Origin of the sequence: Chromobacterium alkanivorans, assembly GCF_016937655.1 — a bacterium.
GTDB classification, from domain to species: Bacteria; Pseudomonadota; Gammaproteobacteria; order Burkholderiales; family Chromobacteriaceae; genus Chromobacterium; species Chromobacterium alkanivorans.
This window is the reverse complement of sequence record NZ_JAFHKL010000001.1, coordinates 781,543-805,530: the sequence shown is the minus strand read 5'-3', so window position 1 is coordinate 805,530 and position 23,988 is coordinate 781,543. Positions and strand designations below refer to the sequence as shown.

General features: G+C 61.4%; 22 protein-coding genes. 6 read left to right on the top strand and 16 right to left on the bottom strand.

What is annotated here, in order from left to right:
- Together JW897_RS03735 and JW897_RS03730 are read left to right on the top strand one after the other, a co-directional pair.
- The coding region (locus tag JW897_RS03735) for a hypothetical protein (RefSeq protein WP_205465194.1) at positions 1-457 on the top strand (457 nt) is incomplete at its 5' end.
- An 89-nt stretch (positions 458-546) separates the two neighbouring features.
- Positions 547-1,353 (top strand): trypsin-like serine peptidase, encoded by an 807-nt coding sequence (locus JW897_RS03730; RefSeq protein ID WP_205465193.1) that lies wholly within the window; start codon positions 547-549, stop codon positions 1,351-1,353.
- 46 nt (positions 1,354-1,399) lie between these two features.
- Here the strand turns inward: JW897_RS03730 and rph are convergent, their stop codons facing one another.
- From rph to JW897_RS03715, 3 genes are all read right to left on the bottom strand, one after another.
- Entirely contained in the window at positions 1,400-2,116 is a 717-nt protein-coding gene (gene rph, locus JW897_RS03725) for a ribonuclease PH (protein WP_048414367.1), read from the bottom strand.
- Between the two features lie 61 nt (positions 2,117-2,177).
- Positions 2,178-3,059, bottom strand: coding sequence for a PP2C family protein-serine/threonine phosphatase (locus JW897_RS03720; protein ID WP_205465192.1), 882 nt, complete (start codon positions 3,057-3,059; stop codon positions 2,178-2,180).
- A gap of 13 nt (positions 3,060-3,072) precedes the next feature.
- Positions 3,073-4,023 carry a serine/threonine protein kinase gene (locus JW897_RS03715; protein WP_048414330.1) on the bottom strand — a complete coding sequence of 317 codons (951 nt, stop codon included), beginning with the start codon at positions 4,021-4,023 and terminating at the stop codon, positions 3,073-3,075.
- 107 nt (positions 4,024-4,130) lie between these two features.
- Between JW897_RS03715 and JW897_RS03710 the strand changes: the two genes are divergently transcribed.
- Both JW897_RS03710 and JW897_RS03705 read left to right on the top strand, forming a co-directional pair.
- Positions 4,131-4,997 (top strand): YicC/YloC family endoribonuclease, encoded by an 867-nt coding sequence (locus tag JW897_RS03710; protein ID WP_048414329.1) that lies wholly within the window; start codon positions 4,131-4,133, stop codon positions 4,995-4,997.
- A 64-nt stretch (positions 4,998-5,061) separates the two neighbouring features.
- Entirely contained in the window at positions 5,062-5,331 is a 270-nt protein-coding gene (locus tag JW897_RS03705) for an HU family DNA-binding protein (RefSeq protein WP_048414328.1), read from the top strand.
- A gap of 65 nt (positions 5,332-5,396) precedes the next feature.
- Here the strand turns inward: JW897_RS03705 and JW897_RS03700 are convergent, their stop codons facing one another.
- The 11 genes from JW897_RS03700 to JW897_RS03650 form a co-directional block, all read right to left on the bottom strand.
- Positions 5,397-6,263 carry an NAD(P)-dependent oxidoreductase gene (locus JW897_RS03700; protein WP_048414327.1) on the bottom strand — a complete coding sequence of 289 codons (867 nt, stop codon included), beginning with the start codon at positions 6,261-6,263 and terminating at the stop codon, positions 5,397-5,399.
- An 82-nt stretch (positions 6,264-6,345) separates the two neighbouring features.
- Positions 6,346-6,687, bottom strand: a complete 342-nt coding sequence (locus tag JW897_RS03695) for an EscU/YscU/HrcU family type III secretion system export apparatus switch protein (RefSeq protein WP_019103813.1) — start codon at positions 6,685-6,687, stop codon at positions 6,346-6,348.
- On the bottom strand, positions 6,668-7,699 hold the full coding sequence (fliK, locus tag JW897_RS03690) for a flagellar hook-length control protein FliK (protein WP_205465191.1): 1,032 nt from the start codon (positions 7,697-7,699) through the stop codon (positions 6,668-6,670). Before fliK ends, JW897_RS03695 begins: the two co-directional genes overlap by 20 nt.
- Complete coding sequence (locus tag JW897_RS03685) at positions 7,696-8,049, bottom strand: DUF2802 domain-containing protein (RefSeq protein ID WP_048414325.1); 354 nt, start codon at positions 8,047-8,049, stop codon at positions 7,696-7,698. The genes fliK and JW897_RS03685 overlap by 4 nt, the downstream gene beginning before the upstream one ends.
- A 124-nt stretch (positions 8,050-8,173) precedes the next feature.
- A complete protein-coding gene (fliT, locus tag JW897_RS03680; RefSeq protein ID WP_048414324.1) occupies positions 8,174-8,503 on the bottom strand; it encodes a flagellar protein FliT in 330 nt (109 codons plus the stop codon).
- Positions 8,500-8,910, bottom strand: a complete 411-nt coding sequence (fliS, locus tag JW897_RS03675; RefSeq protein WP_231589268.1) for a flagellar export chaperone FliS — start codon at positions 8,908-8,910, stop codon at positions 8,500-8,502. Before fliS ends, fliT begins: the two co-directional genes overlap by 4 nt.
- 97 nt (positions 8,911-9,007) lie before the next feature.
- Positions 9,008-10,381 carry a flagellar filament capping protein FliD gene (gene fliD / locus JW897_RS03670; protein ID WP_205465190.1) on the bottom strand — a complete coding sequence of 458 codons (1,374 nt, stop codon included), beginning with the start codon at positions 10,379-10,381 and terminating at the stop codon, positions 9,008-9,010.
- A gap of 44 nt (positions 10,382-10,425) precedes the next feature.
- Complete coding sequence (locus tag JW897_RS03665) at positions 10,426-10,854, bottom strand: flagellar protein FlaG (RefSeq protein WP_043642102.1); 429 nt, start codon at positions 10,852-10,854, stop codon at positions 10,426-10,428.
- A gap of 77 nt (positions 10,855-10,931) precedes the next feature.
- Positions 10,932-11,780 carry a flagellin N-terminal helical domain-containing protein gene (locus JW897_RS03660; protein WP_048414322.1) on the bottom strand — a complete coding sequence of 283 codons (849 nt, stop codon included), beginning with the start codon at positions 11,778-11,780 and terminating at the stop codon, positions 10,932-10,934.
- Positions 11,781-11,965: 185 nt separating this feature from the next.
- A complete protein-coding gene (locus JW897_RS03655) occupies positions 11,966-12,814 on the bottom strand; it encodes a flagellin N-terminal helical domain-containing protein (RefSeq protein WP_048414321.1) in 849 nt (282 codons plus the stop codon).
- Positions 12,815-13,008: 194 nt separating this feature from the next.
- Entirely contained in the window at positions 13,009-19,752 is a 6,744-nt protein-coding gene (locus tag JW897_RS03650) for a glycosyltransferase (RefSeq protein ID WP_205465189.1), read from the bottom strand.
- Between the two features lie 964 nt (positions 19,753-20,716).
- Between JW897_RS03650 and JW897_RS03645 the strand changes: the two genes are divergently transcribed.
- A complete protein-coding gene (locus JW897_RS03645) occupies positions 20,717-21,682 on the top strand; it encodes a glycosyltransferase family 2 protein (protein ID WP_082158955.1) in 966 nt (321 codons plus the stop codon).
- Between the two features lie 22 nt (positions 21,683-21,704).
- Positions 21,705-22,490 (top strand): glucose-1-phosphate cytidylyltransferase, encoded by a 786-nt coding sequence (gene rfbF / locus JW897_RS03640; protein ID WP_205465188.1) that lies wholly within the window; start codon positions 21,705-21,707, stop codon positions 22,488-22,490.
- Between the two features lie 4 nt (positions 22,491-22,494).
- Here rfbF and JW897_RS03635 read toward each other — a convergent pair whose 3' ends face one another.
- On the bottom strand, positions 22,495-23,274 hold the full coding sequence (locus JW897_RS03635) for a cephalosporin hydroxylase family protein (protein WP_048414318.1): 780 nt from the start codon (positions 23,272-23,274) through the stop codon (positions 22,495-22,497).
- A gap of 69 nt (positions 23,275-23,343) precedes the next feature.
- The gene (locus JW897_RS03630; RefSeq protein ID WP_231589272.1) at positions 23,344-23,988 is read right to left on the bottom strand and encodes a GNAT family N-acetyltransferase; all 645 of its coding nucleotides are present in this window, start codon (positions 23,986-23,988) and stop codon (positions 23,344-23,346) included.

Genomic DNA, 23,988 nt, shown 5'->3' with positions numbered 1-23,988 from the left:
CAAGGCCGACGCTTCCGCTCCGAAAAAAGCCAAAAAAGCCAAAAAGCACGTAGCTAAGAAAGAAGCTTCCGCTGCTCAGAAAGCTCAAGCCGCTAAAGCCGACGCTTCCGCTCCGGCCAAAAAAGCCAAGAAAGCCAAAAAGCACGTAGCTAAGAAAGAAGCTTCCGCTGCTCAGAAAGCCCAAGCCGCTAAAGCCGACGCTTCCGCTCCGGCCAAAAAAGCCAAGAAAGCCAAAAAGCACGTAGCCAAGAAAGAGGCTTCCGCTGCTCAGAAAGCCCAAGCTGCCAAAGCCGACGCTTCCGCTCCGGCCAAAAAAGCCAAGAAAGCTAAAAAGCACGTAGCCAAGAAAGAGGCTTCCGCTGCTCAGAAAGCCCAAGCCGCTAAGAAAGAAGCTTCCGCTCCGGCCAAGAAAGCCGAGAAGAAAGCTTCCAAAAAAGCTGCTTCCGCTGCCAAGTAATCAGGCGGCGAGCATTGCCGGCACCGCTGGCAATCGCACATAATTCGGGGCGCTTCGGCGCCCCGTTTTCATTTGCAAGGCCACACTCGATGAAACTCCCCCTGCTTGTCCTCAGCTTGCTGCTGGCTCCGCTGGCTCATGCCGCCCCCAAGGTCTCCGCGGAACACAAGATTCTGTTCTTCGGCCAGGACGACCGCGTCCGCACCCGCCCCGACCATCAACCCTGGCTCGCGGTGGGACAATTGCAAACCCGTTCCCGCACCATTTGCACCGGCGCGCTGGTGGCCCGCGACGTGGTGCTGACCGCCGGTCATTGCTTCGTCGACGAGAAAGGCCGCTTCGATCCGGCGGTCAGCTTCACCGTCGGCCTGTGGGGCGACGAATACACCGCGCGCAGCAAGATCCTGGAAGTGCAAGTGGACAAGGGCTTCCTCAAAGGCCTGGACCGTCGCGCTGACGGCCTCTACATTCCGCCGCGCATCGCGCCGCGCGACTTCGCCTTCGTGCGTCTGGCCACCCCGCTGGGCGACACCCAGGGCGTGCTGCCGGTGTTCAGCGGCAACGCCAAACAGCTACGCACGCTGCTGAACCAGCAAAGCTGGACCCTGACCCAGGGCGGCTACCCCATCGACGACCAAAAGCATCTGCTGGTGCACAACGCCTGCGAAGCCACCAAGCTGCGCCCGGACGGCCGTCTGACCCATCGCTGCGACACCCTGGAGGGCAATAGCGGCTCGCCGGTCTTCGTGATGGGGCCGGGACAAGCGGTCATCGTCGCGGTGCAAAGCTCCGCCCCGATCGCCGCGCGGCGCAAGCAGGAAGACAATATGAGCGTCAGCGCGCCGATGTTCTACGATGCGCTGCAGCAGTTCATCCGCAAAAGCGCCAAGCCATGAAAAAAGCCCCGGCGACGGGGCTTTTTACTATTCCGGGCTTGCGCCCTCACTCCGCCAGCGCCTGGCGCTGCAGCGCCACCAGCTCGCGGATGCCGGAACGGGCCAGGCCCAGCATCGCCTGCAGTTCCTGATCGCCGAACGGCTCGCCCTCGGCGGTGCCCTGCACCTCCACGAAGCGGCCGTCGCCCGTCATCACCACGTTCATATCGGTATCGCAGCTGGAGTCTTCGGCGTAGTCCAGGTCCAGCACCGGCATACCCTGGTACAAGCCCACCGAAATGGCGGCCACCTGGTCGCGCAGCGGGTTCTCGCTCAGCTTGCCCTCGCGCAGCAGCAGGCCGATCGCGTCGGCCAGGGCCACATAGGCGCCGGTGATGCTGGCGGTGCGGGTGCCGCCGTCGGCCTGGATCACGTCGCAGTCGATCTGGATCTGGCGCTCGCCCAGCTTCTCCAGATCCACCACCGCGCGCAGCGAGCGGCCGATCAGGCGCTGGATCTCCTGGGTGCGGCCGGACTGCTTGCCGGCGGAGGACTCGCGGCGCATGCGCGAGCCGGTGGAGCGCGGCAGCATGCCGTATTCGGCGGTCACCCAGCCGCGGCCCTTGCCCTTCAGGAAGCCCGGCACGCCGTCGTCCACGCTGGCGGTGCAAATCACCTTGGTGTCGCCGAATTCGATCAACACCGAGCCTTCGGCGTGCTTGAGATAGTGGCGGCTGATCCGCACCGTGCGCAGGGCATCGGCCGGGCGTTGGGAAGGTCGCATCATGTCATCGTCCAGAACGGTAAATGCCGACGATTATATCAGTCGCCACCGACGACGGCGCTTAGTCGCGCTTGCCCGCGACCCGGCTGGCCAGAATCTCCTGATGCATGGTTTCCAGATTGGAGTCCAGAATCACCCGCCCCAGCTGGCGCGGCGTCGCCGTTTCGGTATCCAGTACATCCTCGCGCTCGCCGTAGTCCTGGGTCTCGTCCAGCAGCGTCACCGCCGCCGCGGACAGATTGTCTCCGCCGGCGCCGGCGCGTCGCTCCGACACGTTCATCAGCGCCGGCAGCACCTGGCTGACGTTGCGGCGGACGAAGACTTTTTCCAGCTCCGGGTCCATCACTTGCGACCACAGGCCGTCGGAACACAGCAGGATGGAGCAGCCGACGCCCACGCTCTGCTTCTCGCCGACATCGATGTCCGGATCGCTGGCCGCGCCCAGGCAGTTGTAAATCTTGTGGCGCTCCGGGTGCACCTTGGCGGCGTCCTCGCTCAACTGGCCCTGATCGATCAGCCGCTGCACCTGGGAATGGTCGCGCGAGCGCAGCCGCAGGCCCTTTTCGTCCAGCAGATAGAGCCGGGAATCGCCGACATGGCACCAGTACAGCTGCCCCTGCTGGATGATGGCCGCCACCACCGTGGTGCTGGGCACCTCCGGCAGCCTGTGATCGGCGGCGTAATCGAGGATGACTTGATGCGCGGTGCTGACCGCGTTGACCAGAAAACGGTTGGGATGAGTCAACAGCGGCGTGGCTTGCTGGTAAAACAACTCGCTGAGCAGGTCCACCGTGATCTGCGCCGCCACCTCGCCGCGCAGATGCCCGCCCATGCCGTCCGCCACCGCCAGCATCACGGCGTCGCGCGAATGCGCGATCACCAGCCTGTCCTGGTTGTACGCCCGCCCGCCGATGCGGCTTTCCTGATAGATCGATAGTTTCATGGCTATCCCCTCATCATGAGCGTCCGCCAGTCAGGTTTTTTATCCATCCCACCCACTTGCTGCCCGCCAGTTCTTCCGGCGGGCTGTACTCCTCCGCCATCAGGCGCTTCTGCAGCCCCGGCACCGTCGCCGGCCTCTCCTCCGGAGACAGCGCCAGGCACTGATCGGTCAATTCCAGCAACTCGCGGGAGTACAAATGGCGGAAGGCCTTGCTCGCCGGCGTCAGCCTGTCGCTTTCCTTGCGCTCCTTGGAAATCTGCGGCGTGCCGCCGCCCATGCAGGCGTAAAGACAGGCGCCCAAGGCGTAGATGTCGGTCCAGGGCCCTAGCGGCGCGTCTTTTTCATATTGCTCGGGCGCGGCGAAGCCCGGGGTGTACATCGAGGCGAAATGCTTGTCGCGGCGAGACAGGGTCTGCCTGGCCGCGCCGAAGTCCAGCAACAGCGGCGCGCCGTTGCGGCGCAGATAAATATTGGCCGGCTTGATGTCCAAGTGCAGCAGGCGCTGCAGATGGACCTCGCGCAGACCGGACAACAGCGCGGCGAACCATTTGCGCAAGCGCCGCTCGTCCAGCCGGCCGCCGGCCAGCTCCAGTTCGCGCACCAGCGAACGGCCGTCGGCGTACTCCATCACCATGTAGACCGTCTGGTTGGCGCGGAAGAAGTTGATCACGCGCACCACGGTGGGGTGGGAAATGCCGGAAAGAATCCGGCCTTCCTCGAAAAAACACTTCAGCCCCAGATTGAAAGCCTCGCGGTCCAGCTCGTGCGGCACCGTCACGTGGCCGTCGTCGTCCCGCATCGCCAGATTGCGCGGCAAGTACTCCTTGATCGCGAACTTGTTGTCCTGATCGTCCAGCGCCAGATAGACAACACTGAAGCCGCCCACCGAGAGTTGGCGGACAATCGTGTACTCGCCCAGCCGGGAGCCTGCCGGCAAAGCGGTCTGCTGGTTCGATTGAGTCATGGGGTGTCAGTTGTTATAGTGTCCACAGGCCTTGGATTGAGCTTAGCAAAGCAATTCGGGCCCAGCCTTGAGAAAGTAAACAATCCGCTCATCTAAGGGGGTGTCTGATGATTTTAAGTATGACAGGCTTTGCCGCAACCAGCAGGGAATTTCCCGGCGGCTTGTTGAGCCTAGAAATTCGCTCGGTCAACCACCGTTACCTTGATTTGCAAATGCGCTTGCCGGAAGAGCTGCGCGTGATCGAACCGCAGTTGCGCGAGCTGATTTCCGCCAAGGTCAGCCGCGGCAAGCTGGAATGCCGCGTAGGCATCAATCAGGTGGACAGCGCCGTGCCGACGCTGGAATTGAACCAGAACGTGCTGCAGCGTCTGATCGAGGTCTCGCAGCAGGTGCGCGAACAGGCCGGCGAAAGCCGCGGCCTGTCGGTGGGCGAACTGATGCGCTGGCCGGGCGTGATGAAAACCAATGAACTGGCGCCGGAAGTGCTGCAGCAACTGTGCGCGGAAAGCCTGACCGTGGCCTTGAAGGACTTCAACGCCTCGCGCGGCCGCGAAGGCGAAAAGCTCAAGGCGGTGCTGGAGGAGCGCATCGCCGGCATGGAAGCCATCGTCGCCGCCATCAAGCCCAAGCTGCCGGCCATTCTGGACGCCCATATGTCCAAACTGTCCAGCCGCCTGCAAGAGGCGCTGGGCAATGTCGACGAAGACAGGTTGAAGCAGGAGTTCGCGCTGTTCGCGCAGAAGATAGACGTCGACGAAGAACTTGCCCGCCTCAGCACCCATCTGAGTGAAGTACGCCGCATTCTGAAGGCCGGCGGCCAATCCGGCAAGCGCCTGGATTTCCTGATGCAGGAGTTGAATCGCGAAGCCAACACTCTGGGGTCCAAATCGGTGTCCACCGAAACCACCCAGGCCTCGGTGGAGTTGAAAGTCCTGATTGAACAGATGCGCGAGCAGATCCAGAATATCGAGTAAGCACGGCGCCGGCGGCCGGGGCCGCCGCGGCAAGCGCTCCTAGACCTGAGGGAAAGACCAAAACATGACCAAAGCAGAACTGATCGCGGCGTTGGCCGAGACATCCGGCCTGAGCAAGGCCGACGTGCTCCGAGTATTGGGCGCTTTTGACGAAGTGCTGCAAAACGCGTTGGCCAACGGCGATGAAATCACCACCGTGGTGGGCAAATACAAAGTCAAGGAAAGCGCCGCGCGAACCGGCCGCAATCCCAAGACCGGCGAAACCATCGAGATCGCCGCCAAACGCAAGGTGGTGTTTCTGCCCAGCAAACAGTTGAAGGACAAGGTGGCCTGAGTTCGGCTCAACCCTCTTTCCGCGACAACGGCGAGGATCTCTCCTCGCCGTTTCTCATTCCCGTCTCAGTTTTGTCGCCAGATCAGCCGCGCGATCGCCGACGAATCCAGCTCGCCCTCGCCTTCCGCCACCAGCTGATCGATCAGGCCCGACACCCGTTCGGCCTCAGGCAGGCGGATGCCCTGCTCGCGCGCCGTCTCCAGCACGATGCGCATATCCTTGGCGTGCAGCTTGGCCTTGAAGCCCGGCGCGTAATTGTCGTCTATCATCCGCTGGCCGTGGACATCCAGCACCTTGCTCTGGGCAAAACCGCCCAGCAAGGCCGCCCGCACCGGCGCGGGATCGACATTGCAAGCCTGGGCCAGCTTCATTATTTCCGCCACCGCGGCGACGCCGACGCCGACCGCGATCTGGTTGCAGGCCTTGGCCACCTGGCCGGCGCCGCTGGCGCCGATATGGGTGATGGTCTGCCCCATCGCCTGCAAGGCCGGACGCGCGCGCTCCAGCGCCTCTGCCTTGCCGCCCACCATGATGGTCAGCGTGCCGTTGACGGCGCCCACCTCGCCGCCGGAGACCGGACAGTCCAGGAAGTCCACGCCGAAAGACGCCAGCTGCTCCGCGATGCGGCGCGCACCGTTGGGCGCGATGGTGCTCATGTCGGCGCACACCAGGCCCGCGCCGGCGCCGTGCGCCGCACCCTGCTCGCCCAGCAACACCTGCTCAACGTCCGCGGTGTCCGACACATTGGTGATCAGCAACTCGACCTGAGCGGCCAAAGCGGCCGGGCTGTCCGCCCAGCTGGCTCCAGCCTGCAACAAGGCTTCCGCCCGTTCGCGGCTGCGCGCCCATACCGCCACCTGGTGGCCCGCCTTCAAGAGATTCAATACGCAGGGACGGCCCATGATGCCCAGACCGATATAACCGACTTTCATTTGCGACTCCACGATGAAAACGACGACATTCATCGAGGATAAGGGGAAGCGCGCCGCAACGCCAGCGCGCGGCGGAGGGAAATCAGGGCTCCGGCAGGGGCGCCGGCTTGCGGCCGCCCAGCCAGGCCTCGAATTCATAATCCTTGCCGGAGGCGTGGTGCTCCAGAAAATAGACGAAGGCCAGCACCTCGGCCACCGCGCGGTAGAGTTCCGGCGGGATGTTCTTGTCCAGGTCCACCTGCATCAGCAGGGACACCAGCTCCGGCGAATCGTGGACGAACACGCCGGCCTCCCGCGCGCGGTCTATGATGCGTTCGGCCAGCTCGCCGTAACCTTTGGCGACGACCTTGGGGGAACGGTGACCCTCCTGGTAAGACAAGGCCACCGCCGAGCGGCGCTTGTCCTCACTCGGCGGCCGCGCCATCGTCCTTCACCACCAGGCTGGCCAGGGCCAGACCGGCCGAGGCCAAGCCCGCCTCCAGCCGGCTGGCGTTCTGGGTGATCAACTGCCCCGCCTGTTCGTCTTCGGCGGCGAAGGACACCTGCACCGTCTGGCCCACCAGACGGATGCGCGCCGCCATGCCGCCCAGCGCCGGCAGATTCAGGGACAGGCTGGTGGACCAGGCTTGCATCTCCTGCTGGCCGTTGCCCTCGCGGTCGGCCTCGGTCTTTTCCTGTTCTATCACCATCTGCATCGGCTGGCCGGGCCAGGCCATGCCCTGAAACTGCAGTTGCTGGTTTTCCAGGCCATTGAGCTGCCTTTGCACCAGATTGCCCAACTCCTGCGTTTGCGCCTGAGTCTGGGCCTGCGGCCGAGCGCTGGTCGCCGCGTGCTCGGCGTTCGTCAGCGCCTGGCTCATCTTGGCCTGCGGCTCCTGTTTGATCTCGGCCAGGCTGGCGCGGCCGTCGGCGAAGTCTTTCAGATGAGACTCGTAAAACAGGCCGCTCTTGGCCACGCCCTGCTGCAAATCCTCCGCCACCTTGGGCGGCGGCTGCTGCGCCGCGTTGACCAGCACCGGCTTGCCGGCGTCGCTGGTCTGGGTGGACAACAAATGGGTCAGATACTTGGAGGCGGGGCTCAAGGCCACCTGCACCGAGCTGGCCTTGTTTTGCTCCGCGCTCTCCTTGCCGCCGTCCTGCAGCAAAAAGGTCAGCGCCGGCTGCAAGGACGCCACTTTCAGCTGCAAGGTGTCGCCGCTCACCGTCGCGCCTTGAGGCAGGTTCAGCGTGAACAGCGAATTCTTGATCAATACCGCCAGCTGATTATTGTCCAGCCGGTCCGCCACGCGCGCGGTCACCTGCTCGCCCAGCAGCAGCGTCGGCAGCCGGCTGGGCAGGGTCGCGGTTTCCAGCAACAGCTTGGCGCCCTCGCCCAACAGCTGCGAGGGGTTGATCTGCTGCGCCGGCAAGACGCCGGTATTGATCGACGGAATCATGAGGTGGGACTATTTCGATACAGGGAAACGATCAACTCGGCCTCGCTGCGGGAAATGCCGCAGCGGGAGGCCACTTCGGAAGCCGTCAAGCCCTGGCGTATCATCTCGATCGCCTGGTTGTAAGGGCTGAGTCCGACATCCGTGTGCGCCTGCTGCTCCACGCGGGACAACAGCCGCGACATATCCCGCTGCAAAGCGCTGATCTGCTGTTGCTGCTGATCGAGATACATGGTGGTCAAGCTGTCGCGTTTGGTTTCCAAACGCAGCACGCGCCAGTAGACATACGCTACCGCCATGGCCAGCATCAGCCAGAGCACGACCATCAGGTATGGGAAGAAGGTGCCGGACATCTTGGTTCCCCATGGAAGAGTTTCCGCCGTGACTTAATTTTATGGCGAAACCTCCAACAACCCAAGGCCAACCCGCCATCAAATCGCCCCGCCGTCCCGGCCGGGCAATCGCGGCGGCTTGCGGTCAACGATAGTGTTTCAGCACCCGGGAGTTCTGATTGATCAGCACCAGCTCCGAGCGCAGCGCCTCCGACCATTGCGTCAGATCCGCCTGGATCGCCTCGCGCCGCCGCACCAGTTCGCGCAGCCTGTCGCGCTGGGTCTCCTCCAGACCCGACAAGGCCTCCTGGGTCAGCGAGGCCAACAACCGAGACATCAGCTTTTCCTGTTGCGCCTGCAAGGCGCTGAAGCGCTCGTAGTCCTTGGCCGACACCGCGGCGGACACCTGGGGCGTCAAGGCTTCCAGCTCCGCCAGCAACGGCCCCAAGGCCGTCGCGCGCGCCGTCGCCGTCATGCGCCCGCCGCCGCGCTGGCCGCGGGCTGGCTGCGGTCAACCTGCTGCCAGGCGGGAAGAACGGTTTCCAGCAGGCTGCGGACTTCCGCCAGTATGGTCAGATCGTTCTTGAGACTGGCCTGCCCCAAACGAGTCTTCATATAGAGGTACAGCTCGTTCAGATTGACCGCCGCCTCGCTGCCGGCCTCTACGTCCAAGGCGATCCGCAGGCCTTCGATGATGTCCATCGCCTTCGAAATCATGCGCGCCTTTTCGTCAAAGCGCTGGGCCTCGATCGCGATGCCGGCGGTCATGATCGCCTTGATCGCGCCTTCGTACAGCATGACCACGATCCCGATCGGGCTGGCGCCGTATACCGCGGCCTTCAAGGCGTCGTTTTCATAAGCCTTGTTGAATTGCTTCAACATTCTGGAGTTCAGCATAGTGTTACCACCGGCAATGCCGGGTCGGCGGGCGGTGCAGCCCGATCCGGCCTCAGCGTAAAATCATGACGAAAAACCAAATTCACACCTGAGACATCAGACCGCTCAAATTATTGGTCGAAGCCTGCATTTTAGCCAGCGTCGAGTTCAATGCGGTGTATTGCTGGATGTATTGTTTCTGCCGCGCGGTCAGCCGGGCGGTCAATGCGTCTTGCGAAGCTTTCTCGGTGCTGATGCGCGAGTTGATCGAGCTCTTGCTGCTTTCCACTACGCCGCTGGGCCCCAGCAGGCTGTTGATCTCTTTGTTCAACAACTGGGCAATCCCGTTGCTGCTGGTGTTCCCGAACAGGTTCTTCACCGCGGTCGGGTCCTTTTTCAAGGCGTCGTTGAACTTGGTCTGATCCAGTTTGAGAGTGCCGTCCTTTTGAATGGCGATCCCGATCTGGGACAGGTAGGCATAGGAGTTAACCGGATCGACGCCGGGAATGGACTTGGTCAGCACATCCTGCAGTTTTTGCTGAATCGACAAAACCGAGGCATTGCCCTTCATGCTGCCACCGCGCGCATCCTTGATCGCGCTCAGCACTTGATTATAGGCGTCGACAAAGCCCTGCAGATTCTTGCCGATGCCGGCGGTGTCCTGATTCAGCGTCACCGTGGTGGAAACACCGGTCCCGCCTTTATACAGGTCCAGCTCAACGCCGGGAATCGCGCCGCTGACCTTATTGCTGCCGGAGGTCACCTGCACGCCGTTCACCGTCAATTCGGCGTTGGCCGCGTCCTTGGACTCGCCGTTGGCGGTTGGACTTTGCGTCAAGCCAGCCAGCGTCGATCCGCTGGTGCCGCCGGAATCGGCGCCGCCGGCGCTGATGGTGAATTTATTGTCGGTGCCGGAAGCGGTAGACGCCACCACCAGCTTGTAGTTGTCGCCGTTTTTGACGACAGAGGCGTTGATGCCCATGCCTTCGGCGTTGATCTTGTCGGAAATGGACTGCAGGGTGACTTTGTCGCCCGGATTGTCCCTGAGCTTGACCGTCTGTTCCTTGCCATTGATGGTGAACTTCAGCTCATTGGGCGCGCCGGTGATTTCCGTTTGCGCGTCTTTGATGTCGGCGCCGTTGAACTGGTCGAACACCAGTTGCCGGGAGGTCGCCAGTTTGGCCACGTTAACGACGTAGGTGCCGTTGACGCCGCCGGAGGTGGTGCTGACGCCCGCCACCGAGGTATCGCTGGAGGACACTTTGAACGCCTGCAAGAACGATCCCGACGACAAGCTGGTGATCGCGCTTTGCAGCGCGGACAGCGCGGAACCGATCTTGCCAAGATCGCTCAACTGGGTGTTGTAGCCGTCCAGTTTTTTCTGACTGGCGACCAATGGCCGGGAATCGATCGCCATCAACTGGCTTACGATGGTTTGGACGTCGAGCGCGCCGACTGATGTGGTTATCCCTGCCATGTTCATCACCCTTTAATGTGTATTTGTTGAGCCGCTCCCGGGACTCAAGCCTTGTCCTTCAGCAGCATGCCCTTGAAGTCGCCGATCGCCTTGGCGATCCGGATCGCGTCCTCGGAAGGTATCTGCCGGATTACCTTCTGAGTTTCCTTGTCCACGACTTTCACCACCTGCAGATCGGTATCCTTGTCCACCGAAAACTCCAGCTGGTTATTGTACAGCGAGGCCACACTGTTCAGTTGCTTCAACGACGACTGCAACTGCTCGGTAACCGATGGTTTTTCCTTGGCCGCGGTGTTCTGCGCTTGCTGTTGCTGCGCCTGTCCGGCGGCGGCAACGGCCTGGGCATTGTCCGGCAAAGCGGAAGCGGCCTTGTCGGCGCCCTGCCCGCTTTGCGCCAACTCCACCGTTTGCTGCCGCGGCGCGGATGCGCCCGCGTTGGCAATCGGCAGCGATTGTAAAGAAGGTATTTGCATGACAACTCTCCTGACGCGCGCAGCTCCGGTTGCCCAACCAACCGGAGCCGCCGCTGGCTCATACCATCATTCTAGACTTATTGCAGCAGGGTCAGTGCAGACTGCGGCAGCGAGTTGGCGTTCTTCAGAATCGAAGTACCGGCCTGTTGCAGAATCTGGTTCTTGGTCAGGGTAGCAGTTTCCGCGGCGAAGTCCACATCCACGATACGGCTGTTGGCTGCGGTCAGGTTTTCCACGTAGTTCTGCAGGTTGGCCACCACAGCGTCGAACCGGTTCTGCACCGCACCGAAGGTCGAACGGATGTTCGAGATCTGGGCGATGTCGGCGTCCAGCGAAGACAGCGCGCCCGATGCGCCACCTTGAGTCGTAACGCTCACGGTGCCGGTATTGGTCAGGCTCGAGTTGTAGCTGTTCAAAATCCCCGCGGAGGTCAGGTCGGTCGACGAGATCGAAACCTGGTTGGTCGCCGCGCCGGACGAGCCCACCTGGAAGGTCAGTACCGAGCCACCGGACAACAGGCTGGTGCCGTTGAACTGGGTGGTTTGCACGATACGCGAGATTTCCTGGGTCAGCTGGTCCACTTCGCTTTGCAGCTGCGAACGGTTGGTGTTGCTCACCGAGCCGTTGGACGCTTGCACCGCGATTTCACGGATACGCTGCAGGTTGTTGGCAATCTGGCCCAAGGCGCCTTCCGCGGTCTGACCTACGGAGATGCCGTCGTTGGCGTTCTTGATCGCCTGGTTGTTACCGCGGATGGCGGCGCTCAGGGTCTGGGAAATCGCCAGACCGGCGGCATCGTCCTTCGCGCTGTTGACGCGCAGGCCGGAAGACAGACGTTGCAGCGAAACTTGCAACGAGTTGTTGGAGTTGCTGAGGTTGCGCTGCGCATTCAGCGAAGCAATGTTGGTGTTGACGGTAATAGCCATGGTGATTCTCCTGATGTTCAGTTGGGCAAAGCGACTTGCTTACTCACCATATCGTCAGGGCTTCTATAAACTTTACGGTCAAAACGTGAATTTTGCCAAAAACCTCACTCAAACCATGCCATTCTCCGTCCCAGCGCCAAAGTAAAACGGAGCTTTGCCCAAAAAGACAAAGCCCCCGTCCTTCATTACTGCAGCAGCGTCAGTGCCGACTGCGGCAGCGAGTTGGCGTTCTTCAGGATCGAAGTGCCGGCCTGTTGCAGAATCTGGTTCTTGGTCAGAGTAGCCGTTTCCGCGGCGAAGTCCACATCCACGATTCGGCTGTTGGCCGCCGTCAGGTTCTCGGTGTAGTTCTGCAGGTTGGAGACCACCGCGTCAAACCGGTTCTGCACCGCGCCGAAGGTCGAACGGATGTTCGAGATCTGGGCGATGTCGGCGTCCAGCGAGGACAAGGCGCCGGAGGCGCCGGCCTGCGTCGTCACGCTGATGGTGCCAGTATTGGTCAGACTGGAGTTGTAGGCGTTCAACGTGCCAGCCGAGGTCAGGTCGGTGGAGGAAATCGACACCTGGTTGGTCGCCGCGCCGGACGAGCCCACCTGGAAGGTCAGTACCGAACCGCCGGACAACAGGCTGGTGCCGTTGAACTGGGTGGTTTGCACGATACGCGAGATTTCCTGGGTCAGTTGGTCCACTTCGCTTTGCAGCTGCGAGCGGTTGGTGTTGCTCACCGAGCCGTTGGCGGCCTGCACCGCGATTTCGCGGATGCGCTGCATATTGTTGGCGATCTGGCCCAGCGCGCCTTCCGCGGTCTGACCTACGGAGATGCCGTCGTTGGCGTTCTTGATCGCCTGGTTGTTGCCGCGGATGGCGGAGGTCAGGGTCTGGGAAATTGCCAGGCCCGCCGCGTCGTCCTTGGCGCTGTTGACGCGCAGACCGGAGGACAGGCGTTGCAACGAAACCTGCAGGGAGTTGCTGGATTGGTTGAGGTTGCGCTGAGCGTTCAGCGACGCAATATTGGTGTTTACTGTAATAGCCATGTGATTCCCCTTGAGATCAAGACTGCGTCAACCGGAGCGCCCGTATTCCGCAGCACAGCCATTAGATCGTCCAAAGGTTAATAAACTTGACCAAAATGGTATTTTTACCAATCAACGCCATTCAAACCGCCCATTAGAAAGAGCCGCTTTGGATCTCTACGATCGCAAAGCGGCTCTCCTGTCATCGCCAAGACTCAGCCGCGCAAGACTTTGGCCCAGTCCTCATGGTGGTCTTCCAGCCAATAATCACGTTCCACCCAGGCACGCAGCATGGCTCCTTCCCGCTCCGCCTGGTCCAGATCGTGCACGCGGCTGCGAATGGCCTCAACCCAGACGGAGACATCGTTCGGCACGCGGCACACGGGCGCGTCGTTGGTCTGATACGGATAGATGTCGGTGCACACCACCGGCCACCCCATCGCGCCGTACTCCAGCAAGCGCAGATTGCTCTTGGCCTCATTGAACGCGTTCATTTCCAAGGGCGCCACCGCCAGGTCCAGGTTCAAGGTTGCGACCTTTTCCGGATACTCGCCGAAGGGAACGCCCTGATGCGCCTCGGCCACGTACGGCCGGAACTGGGGCAAGCACATGCCCATGAACACCCAGTCGACTTCCTGGTGAGTCTGTTTGATCACTTCGAACAGCAGCTCAAGATCGCCGCGGTGCTGCGACGCTCCCACCCACCCCACTCTGGGCTTGGCGCCCACGCGACGCTGGGTTTGCAGTTCGCTCCAGATGCTGCGACGCAGCCGATTGGGGATCACCGCAATCTCGTCGACCATGTCCCGAGTGAATTCGCGCAAAGGCTCCGTCGACACGACCAGCGCATCGGACATTTTCAGCGCCCGGCGCAGACGCTGCTTGGCGTCCGGGTAATGACGCCGCCAGTGGTCATACAAGTCGCTCTTCAGCGGCGTGCCGCCCACCAGGTCGTCAATGCCCAAGATGGTTCGAATGCCAGGGAAGTAGGATCGGTATTGCCCCAGCGCGTCCAGAACGCCATCGTTCACCGCGGTATGCAGCAATAAGACATCCGGCGCCATGCGCGCCATTTCCACCAGCGAGGGCAAGCCATGCACGGGCTGCAGAATCTCGCCGTCCAGCAAGCCGTGCTCTTGCAGCACCGACAAAGGCTGGCTCAAACGGTACTCGCCGCTGCCGCCGGGCACCGGCACGCCCAATACCCGTTGCCGGCCGCCCAGGCTCGGATCCCAAGACACGTGCCGCTCGGTTTCCAGTTCCATTCTGCGTTTGCGCAGGGACAGATGCCGGTTGAAGCCGGGATCGCGCTTCAACACCGGCATCCAGGCATGCAGGAAGTTCTCCATCTCTCCACGCTCGCGAACCGCGGCCTGCAAGGCCACGCGCGGGTCTGAAGTGGTGCGGCCTATGCTCTTGGCGTGATGGTGGTACATCACCGCAAACGGATTGTAGACATTGCGCCAACCCGCCGCCTGAACCTTCAAACACAGATCGACGTCGTTAAAGCAAACCTGGAATTTTTCCTCATCCATGCCTCCCACGTCCAGGTAGGTGGACTTGGCCACCATCAGGCAAGCGCCGGTGACGGCGGAGTAGTTCTGCATGGTCACCGCGCGGTTCATATAGCCGGGCAGGTTCATATCCTGCGGCTCGAACACGTGATCCGCCACCGAGTGCATGCCGCCCGGCAAACCCAGCACAATGCCGGCATGCTGAATTTGTCCGACTTCCGGGTACAGCAGACGGGCCCCCACCACCCCCACTCCCGGCTGCTGAGCTGTCGCCAGCATGCGTTCCAACCAGCTTTCCAGCGCCAGTTCGGTGTCGTTGTTCAGCAGCAGCAAATAATCGCCGCGCGCGTGCGCCGCGCCGAGATTGCACTGGGCGGAGAAATTGAATGGCTGATCATATGCCACGATCTGGACGCGTCCGGGATGGCTCGCCTGCAGCGCCTGGTAATACTCCTGGGTTTCCGGCTGCTCCGAGCGGTTATCCACGATGATCAGCTCAAAATGCTGGTAGCCGGTGCGTTGCAGCACGCTGTCTATGCAAGGCTCCAGATATTCAAGCTTGTCCCGCGTCGGGATGATGATGGACACCAGCGGATCGCCTTGAACCTGGTACTCGAAATGGAAGGTGCCGTCCGCCAAGCCAGGTCCCACGCTGGCGGGCTGGTCGCCGCGCTTGGCATGCTCTTCCAATGCGACCTGGCAGGACGCCAGGCACAAGGGCTGTTGATCGGGATGCCGCCACGGCAAGGAAAGCAGCATGTCGTCGACATGACCGACGACATGCGCGCCTTGCAGTTCGAACAGACGCAGCAAGGCGTCAAAGTTGTACGCGCCGGGATAGGGCTGGAAGCCGCCCAGCATCGACAGCGCGGTCGTGGAGAACGCCACCGCGTCGCCGATGTAGTCCATCGAGCGCAGATATTCTGGAGAGAAGTCCGGCCGGAAAGCAGGCAGGAAGCGCTCCCCCATCGGCGAAACGACGTCGCTGTCGCAGTACACGGCCTTCCAATCCGGATGCTGATGGATGGCCTCGCCAAAACGCAGCAAAGCCTGCGGCTGTAGACGGAAACCCGCCGGCAGCAACCACGTCCAGTCGGCCGCCACTTCGGAAATCACGCCGTTGATGGTCGCGGCCACCGCCTCAAAGTCGGTCAGATCATCCAACTGCACCCAACCCAGTTGATCGCTGCTGCTGAACACCGGATCCGGCACTGCGCTGTCGGACAGCACAATCAGCCTCCAATTCGGATAAAGCTGATTCTCCAAAGCGGCCAGGCTCTCCGCCAAGCGCGTCAGGCGGGTTTGCGGCGCCAATACGATCAGGTTGAACCAAGGCCGGCTCTGCCAGGCGGTGCACATCGACTCCGCCAACTGCTCAGCGTGAATTTCCCGCAAATTATGATTTCCCAGCCAGCGCCGGTAGTCTCGCAACGCGTACTGCTCGGGCTCGGAGAACGCATACGTGGTGACTTTGCCCATCTCGCTGATGCCGTTTGGCCGCAAACTCTTGGGCAGCAGCTGGCGCCATTGATCGAACAATAAAGGCACGGCGTCTTCCAGTACCCGACGTTCCTTGATGTAGTGCTGGGACAGCGCGATGCGCCGCTCCCTGAGGTCCGCGTCTTCGACCAGGGCCGCCAGCGCCTCGAACCACGCCTGTTCCGTGTTCTCCACCACGCTGGCCATGCCACTGTCCTTGAGCCAGGCGTAGGCCGGCGTATCGGACAATACCGTCGCCGCGCCGACGACGGAGTATTCCAGCCACTTCAAATCGGACTTGCTGTCGTTGAACGCGCCGTGAGCCAGCGGAGCAATGCCGATATCCAGGCGCAAGTCAGCAAGGTCGTTCAGAAACTTGCTGTAATTCACAAAGGAGGTGACTTGCCTGACATCCTTCATCCCCACCATGGATTTGGGGACCTCGCCCCAGAACACAAACTTCACCAAGCCGGCGTATTCTCGATAAATACGCATCAGCGCCGGTTCTATCGCCGCCATTTCCTTGCCGCGGGACGTGGTGCCGGCAAAACCGATGGTGACTTTGTCGTTGCGCGGTCTGGGCGTGACGAAGCGGTCCCGAGCCAGGGTGTTGGAGAAGACAAACACCTTGTCGTTGAAGGGACGCACCTTCTCCGCCAACGGCTCGGTGGTCACCGTCACCAATGCGCATTTGGGCAGCAGCCATTTGATCTGTTCGAAGGAAGACTCGCACTCCTTGTACATCAGGTGCGACTCCGGCATCTCCGGCAACCAGTCGTCCACTTCGTAAACGATGGGCTTGCCGGATTCGACCAGTTTTTCGAGCAGCGCCTTGCTCTCCGGCCTGGGGAACAAGCGCTGCACCAGGAAGATGTCCATTTCCCGGACGAAATCGTCGTCGCTGTCGAACGGGTACACGCCGTCATACAGATAGGCGGCGGAATGCTTGTAGTAATAGTGGTCGAACTCATTTCCCACCAACTGCAAGGCATCACCCAAGCGCAAGCGATAACAAGCCTCGTCCAAGGCGTCCCGGGTCAATACGCCGATTCTCGGCTTGCGGCGCGGCGCCTCGGAAGGAACGGCAGCGGGGCTCGCCAGCACTGCCATCTCCTGCTGACCCTCGTTCTGCAAACGGTTCGCCTTGCCCCAGGAATACGGCAACGGAATGTTTTGCAGCAGGCGGCTGCGCCATTGCTGGCTCGGCACTGCTTGCAACATGCCTAGGGCGGCGCTCAGCACCGACTCCACCGTCAGCATATCCATGCAATACGCGTGTCCTCTACGGCACAGCGGCGCCGCTTCCGCCGGCAGTTGAGCCAGGCATCCCTTGCATTCGATGTCCGCGATCAAGCCTCGCGACGCGCCGCGCAGCGGCAAGCGCTGCGCCGGCTCGGCCATGCCGAACAAGCCAAGCACCGGCGTGCCAACCGCATGGGCAATGTGGATCAGCCCGGAATCCGGAGCGATCAGCATGTCGGCAACCGAAATCGCCGCGGCGGTTTCGACCAGACGCAACTCATTGACCAAGGACACCACGCCCGCTCTGGCCGCTTCGGGCACGTTGTCCAATGTGAAGTCCTTGCCGCTTCCCAGCAGCACGATCCCGATATTGCGGGCGGCGAGCGCCGGCAGCAACTCTCCCCAACGCGCGGCCGGCCAGATGCGGTCCGGCGAGCTTGCCGCCATATGGATGGCCACCAGATGCTCCGGCTTTTTCGCCGCCAGCCAGCCAGAAGCCACGATCTTGTTGGCCAATGGCCGATAATCCTGCATCAGCCGCGGCAGCGAAGGGGCGCTCGGCGCAACGCCGCTGCGCCGCGCATAAGCCTCGATGATGTGCAAGTCCCTGGCATGCTCGTAAGCGCCGTCCAGATCGATGAAAATGTCGTCCGGACGCTGCAGCAGCGACATGCAGCCGACGATATCGGCCTCTTCGATGGCTTGGAAGGCCTCAACCACCTGGGTTCTGACCAATAATTGCCGATCCGGATATTTACGGCGCAAAGCGGGCAACACCGTGCCGGCCAAGAGCGCATCGCCCATCGCGAAGCGTCTTTGAACGAGCACCCGCTTGGCCAAGGCCCGCGGCCTCGGCTGCTCCAGCACCAGAAGGAAGCCTTCGTCTTCGCCTGACTCTGCGCAATTCCGATGCAACAATCCGGACTGGAAGGTTTCCGGGGACACCAGCGACAGCCGCAGGCGATGCAAATCCACCTTTTCAAACACCCGCGAGCACAAGCGGCGCACTCTGGACTCGGTCCAGTTGGTCCAATGCGTCGGGTTCAGATGAGAACCGGCCCAACGTTCAGTGGGCAGGCTCAGCAGCAGCCGGCCGCCGGCGGCAATGCGCTCGGAAAGCTCCCACAAAAACAGTTCGGGGTCATCCGTATGCTCTATGGTTTCAAACGAGATCACCGTATCGTAGGCCGCGGGCGGCAGCGTGTTCAGCAGGCGCGCCTCAAATCGGCAATTCTCGGCGTTCCGGGGGATGAAACGCTGGGAAAAACGAATCGCGTCGGCATTGAGGTCAATGCCGGTGTAATCGCTCATGCTGCCCGCGTCCGCCAGGATATGCCAGCCGTAGCCGGCTCCCGACGCACAGTCCAGCACCCGGCCCAGCGGACCAAGCTCGGCAGCCGTCCGATAGCGCAAAGCATGCTGAACCAAGGTTGCGTAGCCCTCCAGCCCCGGCAGAAAGCGCCCGGTTCCGCTCTGCTCGAGCTCGCGCGCCAAGGCCGAGTCGCGAACCTGCGCATGGTTGGGCTGAATCCCCTTCGCGCCATCCTGCAACAGATCGGTCAGACGATCCAAAGCGTCCTCAGGCCAAGCGCCGAGCAAGGACGGCAGCACCCAACGGCCATCCCCGTCGCGGTATAGCGCCATCAATTGCATGAACTGTCCGTCGGGGTCTTGCAAGGTTGCGTCAAAGCACTCCACCCCCAGCAGACGATCCAGACGAGTCCATTCATGACGGATGGTCGCCAGCGTCATCACCCCGGCCTGCGCGGCGAACGATTCCGCATAAGCAAAACTGGAAACCTGGATCCGGTCTATCTGCGCTTCAGCCATGACTCGCCAGCGAGCGCCTTCCAGCAACGGGCTTCTCAGCATCGGCGCCTGAGGATATTGCTGGCGAAATACGCTGGACAACTGGCCTACCAGGTTGTCGGCCGCGCCTCGATCGGTCAGCAGCCATGGCCGATTGACCGGCAACAGCGCCTGCAAGGCCAAGCGAACCAGCAACTCGTCGGCATAGACCTCGCACAGCAGCTCAAGCCAGCCCACCAATTCGCGCTGCAACCACAGGACTCTTTCTTCCTCCCCCTTGGCCAGCACGTCGACATGGGAAGCCGCAGCCTGGGCCGCGTGGGTCACGACCACGGTTTCACCGCCAGCAAACGCCTGCCGCAAACGACGATGCAGCCATTGATGAGGCGACAGACGGCGCGCTCCTGCGGTCAACTGCAAAAGCCAGCTTTTACGCAGCCAGCCGTTGGCTTGCTGCGCCAATAGCCAACTGGGCTCCCCGCATTGCTGTAGATGAGCGGCGAAGGCCTCCGCACTGTCCAATTGAAAGCGGCCATAATCGTCTTCGCTCTGTCGCGCGCGCTCGCGGCGCAAAGGCACCCCGCCCGGCAGACAAGCCCAGCTATCGCTCACACGCCAATGGGCGCCGTCGTCAGCGGTCGGCGCCATATCGATAGGCAAGCAGAGGCCGCAAGCAAAGCCCACCCAATCACCGCCGGCCGCAGCCAGGTTATGCGCGTCCAGCATGGGCAAGCCATTGACAAACGGAACCAAACACACCTTGGAACGGGCCTGCAGCGTCGACAGCGCCGGCGACATCAACTGGGCATTGATCACCAGCACCAACTCAAACTGATTGGGGTCATGCGCGGCAAGATAGGCCTGGACTTGCTCCAACTCCGCTTGAGTTTCGACAGTGAGAAAAAGTGAGTTCATCTTGTTGGTTTCCTGAATGGCGACAGCACAGCCCGCCAGGCTAAGACGGCAGGTTAAAATTCGGGTTGCCATATATTACTGAGAAACGTCATGGGCAACAGCCCAAATCATGCCGAAATACCCGAAATCAAAGAGCATGGCCGCACTCCGGCAGCTCGACGCCGGCATGAGCGCCCGCCTGCGACGCGACAGGCCGGCCTTTCCGAAGGATAGCCCGCGGACGCCAACAAGATACAGGACCGCCGGACACAATCCCATGTCATCTTCGTACAGGGACTCGGCAAGAAGCGCCAAGCGATACGGCGCCTTCCCCGCGAACCGGTCCAGAACGGCTCCCTCCTCCGGCAACGAGGCGAACCTGACAAAGCACACTTCGAGCCGCTAACAAAACCACGCAGAGAACCCGAGCCAAGGCGCGTCGACGCAGGCAGTACAAGTAACGACAAGGAGGCGTAACGCAGGATCAGGGATTTTGTTGGCGGATCTTAACGCAAGCGTCATCAATGGTACGATTACCGCATGCAGGCGATGCCGGCCACCGGCGTCCCCTCTCCGGATAGTGGCTATAATGCGGCAGCGCCCGCCAACGCCGACACGGTGGCGGACGGGCCTTGCGCATAAGCTTGATTTGCGCAGAGCGCCTTGAGTTGAACGCGGATACTCCAAACATGGCAGTACGCATTGCGGTAAAGCCCCAGCCTAGCGGGCCCGCGCTTCCAGCCGCGCCCAACAGGACGTGTCTGCCGCGCTCGGCCTCCCCGCCTCCCGGGCAGGGAGTCGGCGGCACGCTATCCCGCCTGGGTAGGATAAGCGCGCTTCCCATCGCGCTCGCAACAGCGGCTTCACCGCTTGTCGCCGTAACGCTCAAGACATCCCCGACTGCGGTTTGCAGTCGCCGGTTTTCATTGGGCTTGGCTAGAATGCAGGCAGCAGCAACGACTTCCAATCTATACAAGGCAGAATAATGACTATTCCAAAAGTAAGCATCGGCATGCCCGTCTACCGGGAGGCAAGATATCTGGACATGACTTTGCAATCGTTGCTGGGGCAAACTTACGGCGATTTCGAACTGATCATCTCCGACAACCATTCAGACGACGGCACTTACGAACTGCTGCAAAGCTATGCCGCGGTGGATGCCCGCATCACCTTGCTGCGCACTGAGGAAACGGTGGCCGCACCGCAGAACTTCTACCGGATTTTTGATCGCTGCCGCGGTGAATACATGATGTTCGCCGCCGGTCACGACTTGTATCACAAGCAATACATCGAACGCTGCGTCGCCCAGTTGGACAACCAGCCGGATGTGGTCCTGGCGGTCACCGCCTCCGCCTTTTTCAATGAAAGCGGCGTGGGCAGCCAGATCGGCGGCATCTTCGATACGCGCGGCATGGACACCTTCTCGCGCATGCATGTGGTGGCCTGGGGCCTGGTCTACGCCTACCAGGCCTACGGCATGAACCGCATGTCCGCCTTCCGCAAAGTGCAATACCGCAATGTGGCGATGCCCATCGTCGGCATCGACCATGTCCTGTTGTTTGAAATGGCCGCTCAAGGCTCGTTCTCTTACGATCCTGAAATTCTGTTCTTCATGCGTCAGGCTCACGACTACGGCGACCAGGAGGCCTATAAGCGCAAGCTGATGCTAGACGGTCTGGACGGTTTCGCCAGCTACGAAAACCAGATCAACGCCTACATAGACGTCATCAGGCGCAACCTGCCCGCCGGGCCGGAACGGGATATGATGATCAACAGCATCACCAGCTGCTGCCTGCTCAAATATCGCAACACCCTGGCATGCTATGGCTTGTCCTTTCCTCAAATCAGCGAGGAAACCTCGCCCATTCTGACCGAGTACATCAAGGCGCAGACCTCGGCCGCCAACTTCATGGATGTGCTGCTGCACGAGCGTTACGGCAGCATTCGTTGATTGACGCCTTGGAACATCGCAGATGAAAGCAGTGATCCTGGCCGGCGGGCTCGGCACCCGGATATCCGAGGAAAGCCACCTCAAACCCAAGCCTATGATCAGCGTGGGAGGGCGGCCCATCCTATGGCACATCATGAAAATTTTTTCCGCCCACGGCATCAATGACTTCATCATTTGTCTGGGCTACAAGGGCTATGTGATCAAGGAATATTTCACCAACTATTTCCTGCACATGTCCGATGTGACATTCGATTTTTCCCAGAACCAGATGAAAGTACACCGCCAACATGCGGAGCCCTGGCATGTGACCCTGGTCAATACCGGGGAGCACACGATGACCGGAGGCCGGCTCAAGCGCGTGGCCGCTTATCTGCCGGCTGGTAAAGCCTTCTGTTTCACTTATGGCGATGGACTGGCCGACATCGACCTGACGGCGGAGATCGCCTTTCACCGTGAACACGGCAAATTGGCGACGGTGGCGGCGGTGCAGGCGCCGGGACGGTTTGGCGCGCTAGTGACCAAAGGCGGCCGGGTCACTGGCTTCAAGGAAAAGCCGCCGGGAGACGGAGGCTGGATCAACGGCGGATTTTTCGTCCTGCAGCCCGAAGTCATCGCCTTGATCGACGGGGACCACTCCAGTTGGGAAGGCGAACCCATGGCGAAGCTGGCCGCCATGGGACAACTGGCCGCCTTCGAGCATGCCGGCTTCTGGCAGCCGATGGATACGCTGCGCGAAAAAATCCAGCTGGACGAACTGTGGGAAAGCGGCCGGGCGCCGTGGCGGGTCTGGCAGCCCGAGCCGTCTTGATGGTTCAGGCGATACGCTTCAGATAGCCGTCCGGCGCAACGGTGATCAGCAATTTGTGGTGAATATCGGCGTCGATCTCAAACTCGGGATGCTGGGCCAGATATTCGCGCACCGCGGTTTTAGGATTGTTGCCCGGCCCCCAAGGCCGATCCGCCGAGAGCTCCGCCGGCATCTCGTCGACGATGGTGTCGAAAACCACGCAATAGCTTCCAGCCGTCACCAAGGGCGCATACGCCTTCAACTCGGCCAGCACATGCTCATGGGTATGGTTGGAATCCAAGCTCACCAAGATGCGCCGATACCCTTTGGCGATGTCGGCGACCTTGGCTATCGTCTCCGGCGCCACGCTGGAACCCTCTATCATCTGAATCCAGTTGGCCATCGGATGGTTCTCGATCGCCACGCGGTTATGCGAGCGGATATCGATGTCCAGGCCCAAGACCTTTCGCCGCGTCTTGGCGGGATCGCAAGCCACGCCGCTCTCCACCGCCTCGCACATGTCCAGCATGGCCAGCAAGGAAGCGTAATACACCAGAGAGCCGCCATGGGCGATGCCCGCCTCGATGATGAGATCCGGCTTCACCTGCCAGATCAATTCCTGCATCGCCCAGGCGTCGTTGGGAAACTGGATCGCCGGCCGACCCATCCAGGCGAAATTATAGGACCACTTGTGCCGGGCCACCTCGCGGGTCCAGACGCGCGACAGTTGCTGGAGCTCTTGGTCTTCCGCCAGACCTTGAATATTTTGCTCAACTTCTCGAGCAAACTTTTGAATCTCGTCCATTTGGGTGCTTCCTTCAATATGGAATCCGGCGGCGGAACGGCGAAACCGCCCCGAGCTCGGAGAAAAACATCACTCTGGCTGTTCGATCACGAGCAGGAAACAATAACGCGCATCGGGGCTGGCCTCTCCCGGCTCGCCCATCTCCCAGCGCGTTTCCCCGTCCTTGGCGCGTTTGATCAGCGGGTGACGCAGCCAGCCGGCAAAGCCGATCTGCTTGTTCATCATCACCGAGGCCACGTTGTCCGTCATCACATAAGCATGAACGCGCCGCACGGCGGCCTCTTGCAATAGCCAGGCGACCAATCGCCTGCCGGCGTGGACAAACAGCTTGGGATGTCCCAGGCGCTCGCCTCGCATCGCGTTGTCGAGCAAAACCTCGTCGCGGCTCAGGTCCTTGAAGCCGAAATGCCCGACCACCTGGCCATCCGCGCAAACCAGAAACAACAACTGTCCCGGCGTTTTGAACAGCACCTCGCTCATCCAGTTTCGGGTCCGCTCAGGCGTCGCGACAAAATGGCTCAGAAAGTTCGCCATATTCTGATTGCGCCACTCGGTGAGTTTGCGAATGATCTCCGCGTCGTCCAAATCGGCCCGCGTCAGCGGCCGCAACACGCCGCACAACTGGCCGTCATCGTCCAGAATGTCGAGCTCCAGCGTCTGCCGGCCGGCGATCACGTCGTCCAGGCGGGGCTGGATGGCATTAGGCGTTATCAC